The following is a 14,203-nucleotide window of genomic DNA, read 5'->3' on the forward strand; positions in this document are numbered from 1 at the left end:
AATCCTTTACAAAGATAAACGGGAAAGGCGTCAGGGAACGAGTTCGCCGCGGAGCATAATCTGGCCCACGCGAATGCGGGTTCCCCGGTATTTGGGAGATTTCAATTCTTCATCCGGGTTTTTGAGGCGAAACGCGACCGGCGTACGGTCCGGCTGCTCGGGATGAATTTCAACGGTCACGGTATGAATCTGGTTCGGGTCCAGGTTCTGTGCCAGTCGAAGCGTCGAAATTCGATGGTAGGTGCAGTAACTGTCGAAACGGGCCACCGGTTTCTGGCTCGGCTTGCCGTCGACGGTGATCAGTACCTGGCCCCCGTCGGGGCCGAGCAGATCGTAGAGGGCTGCCTGGGTTCCACGGAAGCGGAAGGTGATGCGACTGCCGGGGTCGTCTGCTTCCCAGATCTGTCCCATACGATTGCCGAAGCGTTTCTGCAGAATATTGTCAGCGGGCAGCTTCTTCCAGTTGCCGGTGAGCATGGATGGTTCGAGGGGAATCATCTTGGCGTTGGTCCAGTGGCTTTCGACGAAAGGCTGTTTCAACTTGTCGGCGTGGTTGACTGGTTGAGAGTCAGTTTCCATTTTCTGGATGGCGTCGGCAATGACTTCGGTGTAGATTTCGTGTCCCTCGTCCAGTGGGTGAACACCATCTTTAGAGAACTGGATGATGCCGTCTGCCAGCGGTTTGTCGGACTGAAACTTGAGTTTCCCCTGCTGTTCCAGTTCGGCAATTTTGAGGGCGACATTGATGGACGGGATGCCGTAATGGTCGGCCAGGAGTTCCATGGCGGAAGCGGCTCGCGGGCATTCTCCCTCGCGGAGTTCCTTTTCGTAGTTCACACGGAAGGTGTAAACGAAGCAGATATCTGTCTGCGGATTTGTCTGCCAGATCTGTCGCACGATGCCGTCCATTGAGTCCCAGATGGCCTCGGGGTGACGTCCCCCGTCATTGACGGCGAATTCGACGAAAACCAGATCGGGCTTGTGATCGAGGACATCGCGCTGGAGTCGAAAGGCACCCAGGTCACTGCCCGTTCCCCCAATGGCGGCGTGGATCTCGTGAATCCTGGCTTTAGGGAAAGCTTCTTTGAGCCACTTGGTCGTTTTGACGCGCCAGCCGTTGGCTGCGGTGATGGAGCCGCCGAGATAGGCAACGTTGACTTCTTTTCCCTGCTGCAGTTTCTGAAGCACATTGCCGAGGCCCTGGCGGGGTTTTACCAGTTCGGCTTTGACGGTGTGGTTAGCAGGCGGTGCAGCCTGGGTTGATAGCAGAGCGGTAAAGAGGAAGAGTCCAGCTGTGAGCAGCTTCAAACAGGACAGATGCATGGCGCGGTATCTCCAGAGGCAGACGTGCGAGTAAAATATCAGTTAACAGTCCAGTTTAACCTATCAGGAAGCAGATTGAAATGAGCGCACACTGACCAATTTGCAGAGCGGATTATTCAAGAAACCTCAGTAATCTTACACGAGATCCTGCAGGATACCGGCCAGTTCGTCGTCGGAGATTTCGCGTGGATTGCCCCGCATGCTGTTGCCCCGGGAATCAGCGACGAGTGCGGGAATCTGTTCGCTGGTAACGCCCAGTTCCGAGAGTGTCGCGGGAATGCCGATGCTGGCGTTTAAGGCTTCGATCTGCTGAATCAGGGAATCGGCGGCGTCGGCATCCGTGAGGGAGAGCCCCGGATCGAGGTGCCGGGCGATTTCTGCATATTGCCTTTCACAGACACTGCGGTTGGCTCTAAGCGTCGAGGGCAGCATGACAGCACAGGCCAGTCCGTGTGGAATGCGACAATGGGTTCCCAGGGCGGGTGCGACGCCGTGTGCCATGCCCAGTCCGGAGTTCGCGAGTGCGATACCGGACAACAGAGCGGCGTGAGCCATGCTCTCCCGACCCGTGCGGGAGTTGCCATCCGCGACAGCTTGCGGCAAGGCGGGGATGGCCAGTTTCAGACCCTGCAGGCTGAGTGCCTGGGGGATGGGTTGGGCGCGGCAGGAGATGTAGCTTTCCAGTAACTGGGTGATAGCATCCATGCCGGTGCGGGCGGTGATTTCGGGGGGGACCGAACAGGCCAGCTTCGGATCACAGAGGATGATGTCGGGGATCATTTCGGGAGAACGCAGGCTCTTCTTGAAAGCGGGGGCGTAGCTGGAGATGACAGCGTTCTTGGTGGCTTCGCTGCCTGTGCCTGCCGTGGTGGGGATTGCCATAAAAGGGAGCGGTTTTGCTTTGAGTTGCAGCCCCTGTCCGACCCCTTCGAGGTAATCGAGCACGGTTTCGCTTTCCCGGTTGGTGATCATCGCGGCACACGCTTTGGCGAGGTCGATGCCGGAACCGCCGCCGATACCGATGAGAAAGTCCCCTGCTCCCTGAGTATGGTGCTGGAGGATGTTCGTGACCTGGTCGACGTCGGTCACTTCCGGTTCATGTGAGATCGTACGGATGTGTTCGCTGGAGATGCCCGCACGGGAGAGTAGCGACTTCAATTCGTCCAGCACGCCGTTGGTTTCCAGGGAGCGCGAGCCGGAGATAATCAGTGCCCGACTGCCCAGGGATGCGGCCAGGGTGCCAGCCTCCTGGAAACGATCCCAGCCAAAATGAATCTGCGGGGGAGCAAAGAAATCGTAGTGCATGGCGCTGTCTTTAGTGTTTGAGAAAAATTCAGCCCGTGGCTTGCATCGGTGACACTTCACGCGAGGAACGGGGCATAAAAAAAGGGATACACTGAAAGGAGTGTATCCCCGGGACCGTATGAACTACGGTGTGTTACTTCTGCTGCAGTTCTGCTTCGATCGTGGAGACGACTTCTTTCGACTGCGGATTGGTGCGAGTCGGGAAGCGGGCAGCGATATCGCCGTCACGGCCGATCACGAACTTTTCAAAGTTCCAGCTGATGGGACCGGAGGATTTCGGCTTGGTGTTCTGCGAGGTCAGATACTTGTAGAGTGGGTCAGCGTCTTTACCGTTGACGTCAATCTTGTTGAACATGTCGAAGGTGACGCCGTAGTTCTTGGTGCAGAATTCAGAAATCTGAACCGAGGTTCCGGGCTCCTGGGCACCGAACTGGTTGCAGGGGAAACCGAGGACGACCAGACCTTTGTCTTTGTATTTTTCGTGCAGCGACTGCAGGTCTTTGTACTGGGGAGTCGCGCCGCATTTGCTGGCGGTGTTGACGATCAGCAGAACTTTGCCCTTGTACTTGCTCAGATCAACGTCTTTGCCGTCCAGGGACTTCATGGTGCGATCGAGTACGGGGGGAACGGATTTCTTATCATCCTGACCGGCAATCAGAGTGGAACAGGTCAGTGCCAGCATGCTTGCCAGCAGGGTCATGGTCGTGAGGCTTCTCATCAATCTCTCCCTCATTTGGGATCCGGGCAAGGTGCACGGCTCGTAAGTTAATAAAACAGACACAGGATGCTTTTCATCGCCTCGTGCGAGAACACTTCGATCCCTCCAGTGTTATCGAATCAGAATGATAACCTTACTCAAATATTACATTGATGCCTGAGTAGAATCAATTGCACAGAAGTGTTTCCTGCAGGTATTGCAGGTGTGAAGCTGATTTATTTGAAGCGGACATCTGGTGGATTAGGGAGAATAACGGCTTCAGGAGAGACGGTTGGCGAGGTTGGCCTTGTGGTAGAGGGTGCCCAGCAGTTCCGAAATGGGGAAGTCATCACTGGTGCTGCTGGCTTCGATTTCGAGTTCGTTCACCCAGCGGTTGCGGAGGTCTTTTTCCAGCTGCTCGCGGGCCGAGCTGTTCAGTTCCTGGAAGTCGAACAGTTCCACAATATAGTGTTCAGAGGTATTGTCTGCATCCGGTTTGAGGGTGAAGGCGAGATGGGCCAGTGGTTCCCTGGCGATGATAAAGTCTTCGAAGGGAGCCAGTTCGAAAGATTTTTCCAGCTCGGAAATCAGACAGTGCTGAAAGGTTTCGTAGGGGCGCTTCCGTTCTCCGGGGAGCATGAATTCCTGACGTTCGTAGTTCCAGTGGACCAGCCAGTGAGGCTTTCCCTCGATGGTAGTCTGAAACAGGATGAATGCACCAACAAAGTTGCTCATTGTTGTCGGTTAACCTTTCGCGGGTGGATGCTGCGCTCTGGATGTTGAAACTAGATGGCCCAATCGAATTTTATCATCACAGCAGATTCAGATGTTGTTGATTTCAGCGAAAACATGCTCATCCTCGAAGAAAGTGAGCGCAGAGCCCAGATTCCACGCTATTAGGGGAACCGCAGATTTGTGGAATTCTGAGGGAAATTCAGATTTTATGATCTTTTTCCTGTTTCCCATTGCATGCGTAGAATGGAAATTGTAGAATTACGCATAAGAGCTCACGTATGTAAGGTGAGCCCACAAAACTAATACAATCCCCCAAGACACCTGCCCCCTACACACCCGCCCCTGAAGGCAAACATTGTTGAGCCAACACTTTGGACCGTGTTTCGCCTGAGCGTAAGAAGGTTCCTTTAATGAAAATTCATCTAATCAGTGATCATCCCGATTTACCGGATATCGAGGTCAGTGTTGATGAGTTACCCGTTGTAATGGGAAGAAGTAACAATTGTGATCTGCGTGTGCTGGATCCGATGATGAGCCGCCAGCAGTGTGAATTGACCTTCCTGAACAACTCCGTTCGCGTACGTGACCTGGAATCGACCAACGGTACGATCGTGAACTCGGAAACCGTGCATGAAGCTCCCCTCTACCCGGGCGATATTCTGACCATCGGAATGGCCAACTATGTCATCAGTTACTATGATGGCGAAGGTCAGGAAAGTTTCGAAGAGAGCTATTTCTCCGAGAACCCGGTTTAACAATTCCGCCTGAAGGCGGACCTCTCCCCTGGCTGACAGTGTAGTGGAATCGATTCCTGCACGTTGAATTTCTACTGAGAAATCGAAACAGCCATGTCTCACTCTGAAGAACTGTTTGATGTTGTCGATGCCGACGACCGGGTCTTGGAACAACTGCCCCGCTCCGTCGTCCACGCCCGCAAGCTCCTGCATCGTGCCGCGAATATTTTTGTCTTCAATTCCCGCGGAGAACTGCTGCTGCAGTATCGCGCCGCGACCAAAGACGAGTACCCCCTGACCTACACTTCCTCCGCTTCCGGTCATCTGAGTGCCGGCGAGGATTATGCCGAGTCGGCCCGACGTGAGATGCAGGAGGAGATCGGGATTACGACTCCCCTGGAGCGACTGGCGAAATTTCCCGGAACCCCCCAGAATGCTTATGAGCATACGGTTCTGTATCGCACCGTTTCCGATGGCCCCTTCACGTTTGATCCGGTTGAGATTGAACGTGCGGAATTTTTCAGCTTGAACGACATCGAACGAATGCTGGAGGAAAACGCGGAAGGTTTCACGCCTCCTTTCAGGCAACTCTTTCGCTGGTACCGCGCCTGTTACCGGGATTGAGCGTCTGCACGGAAACCTGCGGGAAGTTCAGCGGAGCACATGGCAGGAAACCTTCAACGTGAGGTATGCTTTTCGTGACCAGGGAAGTATTATTCAGGCTGATTCCCTTTCTCCTTGTCTAAATGCGATCAATTATGAGCTCAAAACCAGCCCTCTCTAAGAACACTGTAGTGGGACTCCTTCTGATCTGGGGAACTCCCTTGCTGCTGGCCGGGCTGATCCTGCAGCAGACCGCTGCGTTTCGAAATTCTAAAAGTGCAACCTTTGATGAAACCTACTATCTAAGCACCGCTCTGAAGACGGTTCACCAGGGGTTTCTGGACACACGGATCAGTGGGGAAGGCGTTGCGCCGCTGCCGATCATCTTGGATTACCTGCCGGTCGTCTGGAATGAGGAGGGCAGTCTGCGTGAGAATCCCTGGGAAGGTGAAGTCAGTGATCCTGTATTGATCCGGCGCGCCCGAGGACTCAATTCGATTCTGGTGGGAATACCAACGATGTTGGTGGTGTACTGCTGGCTCTATCGTCGACGCGGTTACCTGGCGGCTTTGCTGGGCGGCGCGCTGGTTACTTTTTCCCCGACGATGGAAGCTCACTTTTCCCTGGCCACGACGGATGCCTGTTTTACACTGATGGCGCTGATTGCACTGGCGACACTGGTCCGTTACTGGAAACAGCCCGGCGCGTGGAATCTGTTCTGGGTTGCTCTGGCGGTTTCTGTAGCCATCTCGGCGAAGTACTCGGGGATTCTGTTGCTGCCTTGTACCTTGTTGATTGTCAGTCTGGTCGCTCTACAGAAATGGACCTCATTTTCCAAAGCGGCGGTCTGGTCTCTGGCGAAACGGGTCACGCTGGTCTTTGGAGTGTTTCTACTCATGTTCGTTCCGCTGACCTGGGCGCTGCATCTGTTCTCATTTACGGGGCCTTTGAAAAATGTTCCTTACGCCGAAACCCCCGATTACTCTCCCTGGGTCAAGATGCTCGGTCGGGGCCCGACGGCTCAGAAGATTATGGAAATCGCACACAATGATATTAAGCGGCCTGCTCCTTTTGCGGGGGTGTTGTTTCAGTTCCAGCATAACGAGGCAGGCCATGATGCCTATCTGATGGGGGAACTCTCCAAGAGTGGCTGGTGGTATTTCTTTCCCCTGGCCTGGCTCTGGAAAAGTACACCCGTGGAACTGCTGCTGACGGTGATCAGCCTGTGTCTGCTTCTCTTTCTGTGGGGCGATTTGAAACGGCTGGTGAGGCCAGTTCCCGCTCCTGTTTCTGAACTTCCTGTTGAGGAAGAGCAACAGACCGATGTCAATGCACCGACGAGCCATGCACCTCTGATCTGGGTGCTGGCTGTGGTCGTATTTATGGGGATGTCTTTGACCAGTCGCTTGAATCTGGGACAACGTTACCTGCTACTCCTCTATCCCCTGCTGTTTCTGTTCAGCATCGATCAGATGTGGCGCTGGTTCGAAGGTCGGCTGGGGCTGCTGATGGCAGTGTCGGTGGCCTTGATCGGTTTTCAGGTGCAGTCGATTGTTTCGGTTCAACCCAATTATCTGTCCTACTTCAATGATGGAATTGGCGGGCCTCAAGCGGGGCACAAATACCTGCTGGATTCAAACCTTGACTGGGGCCAGGACTTGCCTGCGCTCAAGAAGATTATGGACGAACTGCCACTCGAGGATCAGAAGAACTCATTGATTTACTACTTCGGGACCGCTCGACCGGATGTGTTCGGAATTAAAGCAGCCCCGCTTCATGCCAATCTGGATGCTGATCCAGACCAGTGGAAATACATGATTATCTCGGCGAATCATCTGCAGGGACTGTATGCTCACGAGGAGGATCCCTGTGCTGAGTTCCGGAAGCTGGAACCATTCAAGATGGCCAATTATTCGATTTACGTCTTTGATCTGCAGAGTCCGGAAGCAAAGCAGGCTTTGAAGCATTGTCTGAAAATCTATCAGAAATACGAGGACGAGCAGCAGGAAAAATAGTGTGGTTTTCTCTATATGCCTGTTCTGGTGAGATCGATCCTCTCGACTTTTGTTGAGACTATGGTTCCGGCTGCGGTCACCTGTTAGAATAAACGAATCTTAATATGTCGCTGAGACTGTGGTTCGCCTCCTGTTCTAACCAAAGTGGGGACTGCTGTGATAAGACTGCGATTGCCGGGACTGGTTTGCGCTGCGGGCCTGCTCGGATTATTTCTGACGGGCTCGTCCTTTGTATGCGGAGGCGAGATCGAGTTTAACCGTGATGTGCGGCCGATCCTTTCCGATCTCTGCTTTCAGTGTCACGGTCCCGATGCCTCTCAACGCCAGGCTGACCTGCGGCTCGATCAGGAGAGCGGTCTCCTGGGCACCAAGGCTGACCCGGGAGTGGTGGTTCCCGGAAATACGGCTGAGAGTGAATTATTCAAACGACTGCTGACGACCGATCTGGAACTGGTAATGCCTCCGACGTCGTCTGAGAAGCAGATCACTGCAGACCAGATCGATACCATCAAACGCTGGATCGATGCGGGTGCCCGCTGGCAGAAACACTGGGCCTTCATTCCACCCCGACGCCCCGAGATTCCTCAGGTCAGGCAGCAGTCCTGGGTTCGTAATCCCATCGATGCGTTTGTGCTGGCGCGACTGGAAGCAGAGGGGGTGAAACCCTCTCCCGCAGCCGATCGATCGACACTGCTCCGCCGACTGAGTCTGGATCTGACCGGTCTCCCCCCTGCTCTGGCAGAGCAGGATGCGTTTTTTCAGGATGAGTCTCCCGATGCTTACGAACGCCTGGTGGATCGTCTGCTGGCGTCACCCCATTATGGCGAGCGGATGGCGCTGGAGTGGCTCGATGCGGCCCGCTTTGCTGATACCAGCGGTTATCAGACCGATGGGGAACGGCATATGTGGCGCTGGCGGGAATGGGTGATCAATGCTTTCAACAGCAATAAGCCTTTCGATCAGTTTACCATCGAACAACTGGCCGGGGATCTGCTGCCGAACCCTACACTGGATCAGCTGGTTGCCACCGGTTTCAATCGAAATCATCGGGCGAATTCTGAAGGGGGAATCATCTTTGATGAGTATCTGCTGGAATACGCGGTCGACCGGGTTGAGACCACGGGGACGGTCTGGCTGGGACTGACGGTGGGATGTGCCCGCTGTCACGAGCACAAGTACGATCCTGTTTCGCAGAAAGAATTTTACCAGCTGATCGCGTTTTTCAATAACATTCCCGAGCGGGGGCGTGTGATCAAATACGGCAATGCGGCTCCGTTCGTCAAAGCACCGACTGCTGCCCAACAGCAGGAAATGAAAGAATTGAAACAGCAGATCAGCGGACTGGAACGGAAGCTCAAGTCCGCAGAGCCAGAGTTGAAGCGTCTGCAGAACCAGTGGGAGGCGAAGCAGCCCTCAGCCGACCTGGAGCTCAAATACCCACAGCAGCACCTGGCCTACCGGATTGACTTTAACGGTGAGCTGAAGCTGCAGGTCATCGGCAAACAGCAGATGGATTACTATGCGAACCGGACGAATGCTTCAAGTGATGTGGAGAGATACGAGCAGGATGGATCAACCAGTCAGGCCCAATTCGAGCCGACTGCAGAAGGACAGGCGCTGAAACTTAATGGCACCGAACAGCATGAAGTGAAAGAGTTGAGAGAGCCACAGGGGATCAAACTGGATGGTCAAAAGCCGGTCCATTTGAAAGGGGACGCGAAGCCGATTTTGGGTGACAAAGACCCGTTCTCGGTCGTCTTTCAGGTCAACCCTGCGCAGCCAGACGGGACGATTCTGGCATCACTGACACCGAAGCAGGACGAGAGCGGTTTTCGGATCTTTCTGGAAGCCGGACGACTGCAGATCAACATGGGGCCGCGCTGGCTCGACGATGCAGTTTTGCTGGCAGCCCGCGATAAGCTGGAACTGAACCGCTGGTCGCATGTGGTTCTCACCTATGCCGGGAATTCGCAGGCACGCGACTTCCAGCTGTATGTCAATGGAGAACCACAGGAACTGGAAGTCAAACTCGACTATCTGACCGGCGGGTTTGCGTTTCCTGCGCCGTTTGTGTTTGGGGCCTATCACGATCGCGATTACTTTTGCGGGCTGGTTGACGATTTCCGAATCTACCGAACGCAGCTGACTCCAGACTGGGTGACCCTCGACCTGGTGCGAGAGTCGGTTCCCGAAATTCTGAAGATTCCTGTTAACAAACGAAGTGCAGCCCAGCAGCTGAAAGTGACACGCTATTTCATGACATATCGGGCGCCGACGGAGTACCGTCTCGCTTTCTTTAATTTGCGGTCTCTGAAAGAAAAACAGTTCGCCCTGGAACGTCGTCTGCCAACCAGCATGGTGATGCGGGAGCAGGACGAAACGCAGCCCACCTTCGTGCTGATGCGAGGCGAATACGACAAACCGGGCGAGCAGGTCTCTGCCGACATTCCGGCCAGCCTGGGAACGTTGTCCGCCGACCTTCCCCGCAATCGACTGGGACTGGCCCGCTGGCTCGTCGATCCGGCGAATCCGTTGACGGCCCGGGTGATCGTGAACCGCTACTGGCAGATGTATTTTGGGAATGGTCTGGTAAAGACGACCGAAGACTTCGGTTCCCAGGGTTCCTGGCCGACACATCCCGAACTGCTCGACTGGCTGGCGACCGAGTTTATTCGCACTGGCTGGGATGTAAAACGACTGCAGAAACTGATTGTCACATCCGCGACCTACCGGCAGTCATCGCATGTCTCGCCTGCTTTGTTGAAAGCGGACCCTGAGAATCAGTTACTGGCGCGGGCGGCCCGATTGCGTCTGCCTGCGGAGATGATTCGCGATCAGGCGCTGTCTGTCTCCGGTCTGCTTCGTCCCGAGATCGGCGGACCTTCGGTCAAACCCTATCAACCTCAAGGAGTCTGGAAGGAGATCGCCAGTCAGATCTATGAGCCGGGAACCGGAGCCGATCTGTATCGCCGGAGTATGTATACCTACTGGAAACGCACCGTGCCTCCCCCGACGATGGCGACCTTCGATGCGCCGTCCCGGGAGACCTGCATTGTCAAACGCTCGCGGACCAATACGCCATTACAGGCCCTGGCGCTGCTCAACGATGTGACGTATGTCGAAGCGTCCCGCAAACTGGCCGAGCGGATGCTCGATCAGAAAGTCCAGACGCCGGCGGAACGAATTCGTTTCGCGATGCGGGTTGTACTGGCGCGTGAGCCGAGCGACCGCGAGCTGGAGATCTTCCTTAAAGGTTGGGAGCGTTATCACAGCCGATTTGCAGCGCAGCCTGAAGCGGCGCGGAAGCTCCTCGACGTGGGTGAGTCGCGGTCGGCCATTCAGTACGACCCTGCGGAGCACGCCGCTTATACCGTGATTGCCAGTCTGATTTTGAACCTGGACGAGACCATTAACAGGGAATAACCGATGCAGAACATGACAGATCAACTGACAATGCAGGTCAATCGCCGGTCATTTCTGCGCCAGAACACTGCCGGTGTGGGGCTGGCAGCACTCGCGACGCTGCTTATAGAATCACAGACAGACATTTTGCGGGCGGCTGAACCAAAGCCGACTGTTACCAGCGGTCTGCACTTCCCCGCACGGGCGAAACGGGTGATCTACCTGAGTCAGTCGGGGGCACCTTCGCAGCTCGATCTGTTCGACTATAAACCCGGCCTGAAGAAGTTTCACAAGACAGAACTCCCAGATTCGATCCGCCAGGGCCAGCGGCTGACGGGGATGACTTCCGGCCAGAAGAGCTTTCCGATCGCTGCCTCGATGTTCAAGTTCGCCCGGCAGGGAGAGTCCGGCACCTGGATGAGCGAACTTATGCCGCACACGGCGAAGATTGCCGACGAGATCTGTGTGGTCAAGTCGCTATTCACCGAAGCCATCAACCACGATCCTGCGATTACATTTCTGCAGACCGGCAGTATTCAGGCGGGCCGCCCCAGCATGGGTTCCTGGATTTCTTATGGACTGGGGAGCGAGAACCGGGATTTACCGACGTTTGTGGCACTCACTTCGGGAGCCGGCGGACAGCCTCTGTATGATCGTCTCTGGGGGAGCGGGTTTCTGCCCACGAAACATCAGGGAGTGAAGTTCCGACGCTCCAGCGATCCGGTGCTGTTTCTCTCGAATCCGCCGGGGATCGACTCCGAGCTGCGACGCGAGATGCTGGATGAACTGGGGACGCTGAATCGGATGGCGCTGGAGGAAAAAGGTGATCCCGAAATTGCGACTCGCATCTCCCAGTATGAACTTGCGTTTCGGATGCAGACCTCGGTTCCGGAACTGGCCGATCTGTCACAGGAGTCAGCCGAGACCTTTGCACTCTATGGAGAACAGGCGAAACAACCGGGCACGTACGCCGCGAACTGTCTGCTGGCCCGTCGTCTGGCCGAACGGGGTGTGCGGTTCATTCAACTGTATCACCGGGGCTGGGATCATCATCTCAACCTGCCGAGTAAGATCAAACAGCTGACCGGAGAGACCGACCAGGCGACGGCAGCGTTGATTCTCGATCTCAAACAACGGGGCATGCTGGATGACACGCTGGTGGTCTGGGCGGGAGAATTTGGTCGGACCGTTTACTGCCAGGGAACGCTCACCGCGTCGAATTATGGCCGCGATCATCACCCGCGGTGTTTCACGGTCTGGGCTGCCGGCGGCGGAATCAAGCCGGGGATGACATACGGGGCGACTGACGACTTCAGTTATAACATCACCGAAAACCCGCTGCCCGTGCATGATCTGAATGCGACGATCCTGCACTGCCTGGGAATTGATCACAAAAAACTGACGTTCAAATTCCAGGGCCGCGACTACCGCCTGACCGACGTGCACGGGAACGTGGCACAGCCGCTGTTGAGTTAACCTGTTGCCACTCTACCAATAATCAGCTAGAGTCCGGGCCTCAGTCAGCCGTTTCTGAAAAATGCGGGAACTTGACTGTGCCGACATGCGTCATTGAGTGAGACCGTCGCCGGCTCTGCCGGGACGCTGCATCGCAATTCACTATCTGACAAGGAGTTCAAGAGATGAAACGCTGGTCTGTTCCTCTACTGGTCGTGCTGGTTGTCGTCAGTCTGGTTTCCAACAGCTTGTGGAGTGCGCCTGAGGCGGAGTCGGAACAGGACAAGGTGTCAGCTTTACTGAAACGCATTGAGCAACTGGAGCAGCGGGTTGAGCAACTGGAAGGGACGCGTCCGATGACGATCATGCCGACATATCCCCAGGTACAGCTGCGCGATCTGCAACAGAACATGCCTCCTGCAGCTACGATTCCTCCGGGCTGGAAAGAGCAGCAGATTAACGGGATGAAATATTACATCGTTCCGCTGCAGTCATCCCAGGTGGAAAGCGACATCAAAAGAGTAGCCCCCAGTTTGCCTCGGAAGGCGGAGTCAACTCCGCGCTCCCCGGGTACTGATTGAATTCGCGTAATCTTTTCTCGCGTGCTCTCGTACACTCTCATCCGGACTGCGGGGTGGTTATACTGTCGGCTGGCCCTTTGGGGCTGAGAACTTACCAGATCAGCACGCAGGCGACAGGCAAACATGCTTGAAGGATTGCCTGCAACAGGACACCGATAGAGACCCATGGAACTGACCCCGACCGAACTGAAACGCCTCGACGACCAGACGCTGCTCATCACCTGGAGCGACGGACAACGGAAACGCTATGCGGTCTCTGACCTGCGTAAAGCCTGCCCCTGTGTGATGTGTCGCAATGAACGGAAGGCGGCCGAACACGCACCACAGCAGCTGACGATTCTGGCTCCGACCGAACTGGCACCGCTCAAAATCGACCGCATGGCACTGGCCGGCAACTACGCCTACCGCATCACCTTCAGCGATGGCCACAACACGGGCCTGTTTACCTTCGAGCACCTGCGTGAACTGGGTGAAGTTGAGGAATAGCTGAGTCCGGATTGACCGTGCTCCTTTCAGCAGGTAAGATGTACACGATCACAGTTGTCTTACAGGTTTGTCTGTATGTTCTATCGACGCTCCCTTTCACTGCGTGTGTGTCTGGTTGCCAGCCTGTGTTCCCTGCTGGTCGGCGGTGGTGTCGTGTTCGTGTTGACGCGTCCCTGGCACTATGCGCCTGAGATTCGTACCATCAACGTGCTTTCTACCTCGGACAGCGATCTACTGCAGGTGGAACTGCTCGCGCATCCCCCGTGGTCACAGCAACTGATCTACGATTATGCGGTCAACCGCGAAGCCGGCACGATCGATCTCTATACCACGTATGTGATCTGGGCGCCGCTGTCCAACCTTCCCGACTCTGATGCAGCGACGGTCCCGGATTTCACGATCCTGATCCCGGCGGAAAAACTTCGCCCCGGCACTTACCAGGTCCGGCGGTATTGGAAAGGGCAATGGACCAGCATCGGTACCCTGCAACAGGATGACCGGGAACGCCTGCGATGGGAACAGCGGGTGATGCCGGGAGATGAACCGTGAGCTTGTCCTGGACCATGACTATTGATCAGAATGGGCACACAGAATCCGTACTTAATTTAAATTACAGAGATCAATCGAACGGAAGAGACTATGGCCGGACTGGCAGACCGCTTACCGATGCTCGTTGAACTGCTTAGTGAGGATCGGGACATCGTACGGGCAAACGCAGCCGATCAGAAAAAGGACTGGAATGGCATTTGCAGCAGCACGTTGGCCAGCGACTTGCGTTTCTTTGCGATCGCCGATTATTTTCTGAAGCACGACATCGCTTCATTTCAGTCTCAACTTTCAGAAGCGGTCAAAATCAGGATTGAGATG

The 14,203-nt window shown here is 55.3% G+C and carries 13 protein-coding genes; 9 read left to right on the plus strand and 4 right to left on the minus strand.

Going from position 1 to position 14,203, the window contains the following annotated elements:
- Positions 1–30: 30 nt before the first annotated feature.
- The 4 genes from RID21_RS00400 to RID21_RS00415 all read right to left on the minus strand — a co-directional run bounded on the left by RID21_RS00400 (position 31) and on the right by RID21_RS00415 (position 4,060).
- Positions 31–1,323 (minus strand): SGNH/GDSL hydrolase family protein, encoded by a 1,293-nt coding sequence (locus tag RID21_RS00400; protein WP_350186642.1) that lies wholly within the window; start codon positions 1,321–1,323, stop codon positions 31–33.
- Positions 1,324–1,458: 135 nt separating this feature from the next.
- Positions 1,459–2,628: an iron-containing alcohol dehydrogenase gene (locus tag RID21_RS00405; RefSeq protein WP_350186643.1), complete on the minus strand. Its 1,170-nt coding sequence runs from the start codon at positions 2,626–2,628 to the stop codon at positions 1,459–1,461.
- A gap of 133 nt (positions 2,629–2,761) precedes the next feature.
- On the minus strand, positions 2,762–3,346 hold the full coding sequence (locus tag RID21_RS00410) for a glutathione peroxidase (RefSeq protein ID WP_155362579.1): 585 nt from the start codon (positions 3,344–3,346) through the stop codon (positions 2,762–2,764).
- 258 nt (positions 3,347–3,604) lie between these two features.
- Positions 3,605–4,060 (minus strand): hypothetical protein, encoded by a 456-nt coding sequence (locus RID21_RS00415; protein ID WP_350186644.1) that lies wholly within the window; start codon positions 4,058–4,060, stop codon positions 3,605–3,607.
- 410 nt (positions 4,061–4,470) lie between these two features.
- Between RID21_RS00415 and RID21_RS00420 the strand changes: the two genes are divergently transcribed.
- From RID21_RS00420 to RID21_RS00460, 9 genes are all read left to right on the plus strand, one after another.
- Positions 4,471–4,815, plus strand: coding sequence for an FHA domain-containing protein (locus RID21_RS00420; RefSeq protein ID WP_145040480.1), 345 nt, complete (start codon positions 4,471–4,473; stop codon positions 4,813–4,815).
- A gap of 93 nt (positions 4,816–4,908) precedes the next feature.
- Positions 4,909–5,418, plus strand: coding sequence for an NUDIX hydrolase (locus RID21_RS00425; protein WP_350186645.1), 510 nt, complete (start codon positions 4,909–4,911; stop codon positions 5,416–5,418).
- Positions 5,419–5,552: 134 nt separating this feature from the next.
- On the plus strand, positions 5,553–7,412 hold the full coding sequence (locus tag RID21_RS00430) for an ArnT family glycosyltransferase (RefSeq protein ID WP_350186646.1): 1,860 nt from the start codon (positions 5,553–5,555) through the stop codon (positions 7,410–7,412).
- Between the two features lie 156 nt (positions 7,413–7,568).
- The gene (locus RID21_RS00435) at positions 7,569–10,835 is read left to right on the plus strand and encodes a DUF1553 domain-containing protein (protein WP_350186647.1); all 3,267 of its coding nucleotides are present in this window, start codon (positions 7,569–7,571) and stop codon (positions 10,833–10,835) included.
- 3 nt (positions 10,836–10,838) lie between these two features.
- The gene (locus RID21_RS00440) at positions 10,839–12,290 is read left to right on the plus strand and encodes a DUF1501 domain-containing protein (RefSeq protein ID WP_350186648.1); all 1,452 of its coding nucleotides are present in this window, start codon (positions 10,839–10,841) and stop codon (positions 12,288–12,290) included.
- Between the two features lie 164 nt (positions 12,291–12,454).
- Positions 12,455–12,850 carry a hypothetical protein gene (locus RID21_RS00445; RefSeq protein ID WP_350186650.1) on the plus strand — a complete coding sequence of 132 codons (396 nt, stop codon included), beginning with the start codon at positions 12,455–12,457 and terminating at the stop codon, positions 12,848–12,850.
- Positions 12,851–13,015: 165 nt separating this feature from the next.
- The gene (locus RID21_RS00450; protein ID WP_149345928.1) at positions 13,016–13,336 is read left to right on the plus strand and encodes a DUF971 domain-containing protein; all 321 of its coding nucleotides are present in this window, start codon (positions 13,016–13,018) and stop codon (positions 13,334–13,336) included.
- A gap of 75 nt (positions 13,337–13,411) precedes the next feature.
- Positions 13,412–13,885, plus strand: a complete 474-nt coding sequence (locus RID21_RS00455; protein ID WP_350186651.1) for a hypothetical protein — start codon at positions 13,412–13,414, stop codon at positions 13,883–13,885.
- Between the two features lie 90 nt (positions 13,886–13,975).
- Positions 13,976–14,203, plus strand: a 228-nt coding sequence (locus RID21_RS00460) for a hypothetical protein (RefSeq protein ID WP_350186652.1), incomplete at its 3' end; no start/stop codon positions are given.

It is taken from the genome of Gimesia sp. (genome assembly GCF_040219335.1).
GTDB lineage: Bacteria > Planctomycetota > Planctomycetia > Planctomycetales > Planctomycetaceae > Gimesia.

What these genes read in the sequence shown, in the direction of transcription:
- RID21_RS00400 (WP_350186642.1), bottom strand. Translation starts at nt 1,323, where the DNA reads ATGCATCTGTCCTGTTTGAAGCTGCTCACAGCTGGACTCTTCCTCTTT.
- RID21_RS00405 (WP_350186643.1), bottom strand. Translation starts at nt 2,628, where the DNA reads ATGCACTACGATTTCTTTGCTCCCCCGCAGATTCATTTTGGCTGGGAT.
- RID21_RS00410 (WP_155362579.1), bottom strand. Translation starts at nt 3,346, where the DNA reads ATGAGAAGCCTCACGACCATGACCCTGCTGGCAAGCATGCTGGCACTG.
- RID21_RS00415 (WP_350186644.1), bottom strand. Translation starts at nt 4,060, where the DNA reads ATGAGCAACTTTGTTGGTGCATTCATCCTGTTTCAGACTACCATCGAG.
- RID21_RS00420 (WP_145040480.1), top strand. Translation starts at nt 4,471, where the DNA reads ATGAAAATTCATCTAATCAGTGATCATCCCGATTTACCGGATATCGAG.
- RID21_RS00425 (WP_350186645.1), top strand. Translation starts at nt 4,909, where the DNA reads ATGTCTCACTCTGAAGAACTGTTTGATGTTGTCGATGCCGACGACCGG.
- RID21_RS00430 (WP_350186646.1), top strand. Translation starts at nt 5,553, where the DNA reads ATGAGCTCAAAACCAGCCCTCTCTAAGAACACTGTAGTGGGACTCCTT.
- RID21_RS00440 (WP_350186648.1), top strand. Translation starts at nt 10,839, where the DNA reads ATGCAGAACATGACAGATCAACTGACAATGCAGGTCAATCGCCGGTCA.
- RID21_RS00445 (WP_350186650.1), top strand. Translation starts at nt 12,455, where the DNA reads ATGAAACGCTGGTCTGTTCCTCTACTGGTCGTGCTGGTTGTCGTCAGT.
- RID21_RS00450 (WP_149345928.1), top strand. Translation starts at nt 13,016, where the DNA reads ATGGAACTGACCCCGACCGAACTGAAACGCCTCGACGACCAGACGCTG.
- RID21_RS00455 (WP_350186651.1), top strand. Translation starts at nt 13,412, where the DNA reads ATGTTCTATCGACGCTCCCTTTCACTGCGTGTGTGTCTGGTTGCCAGC.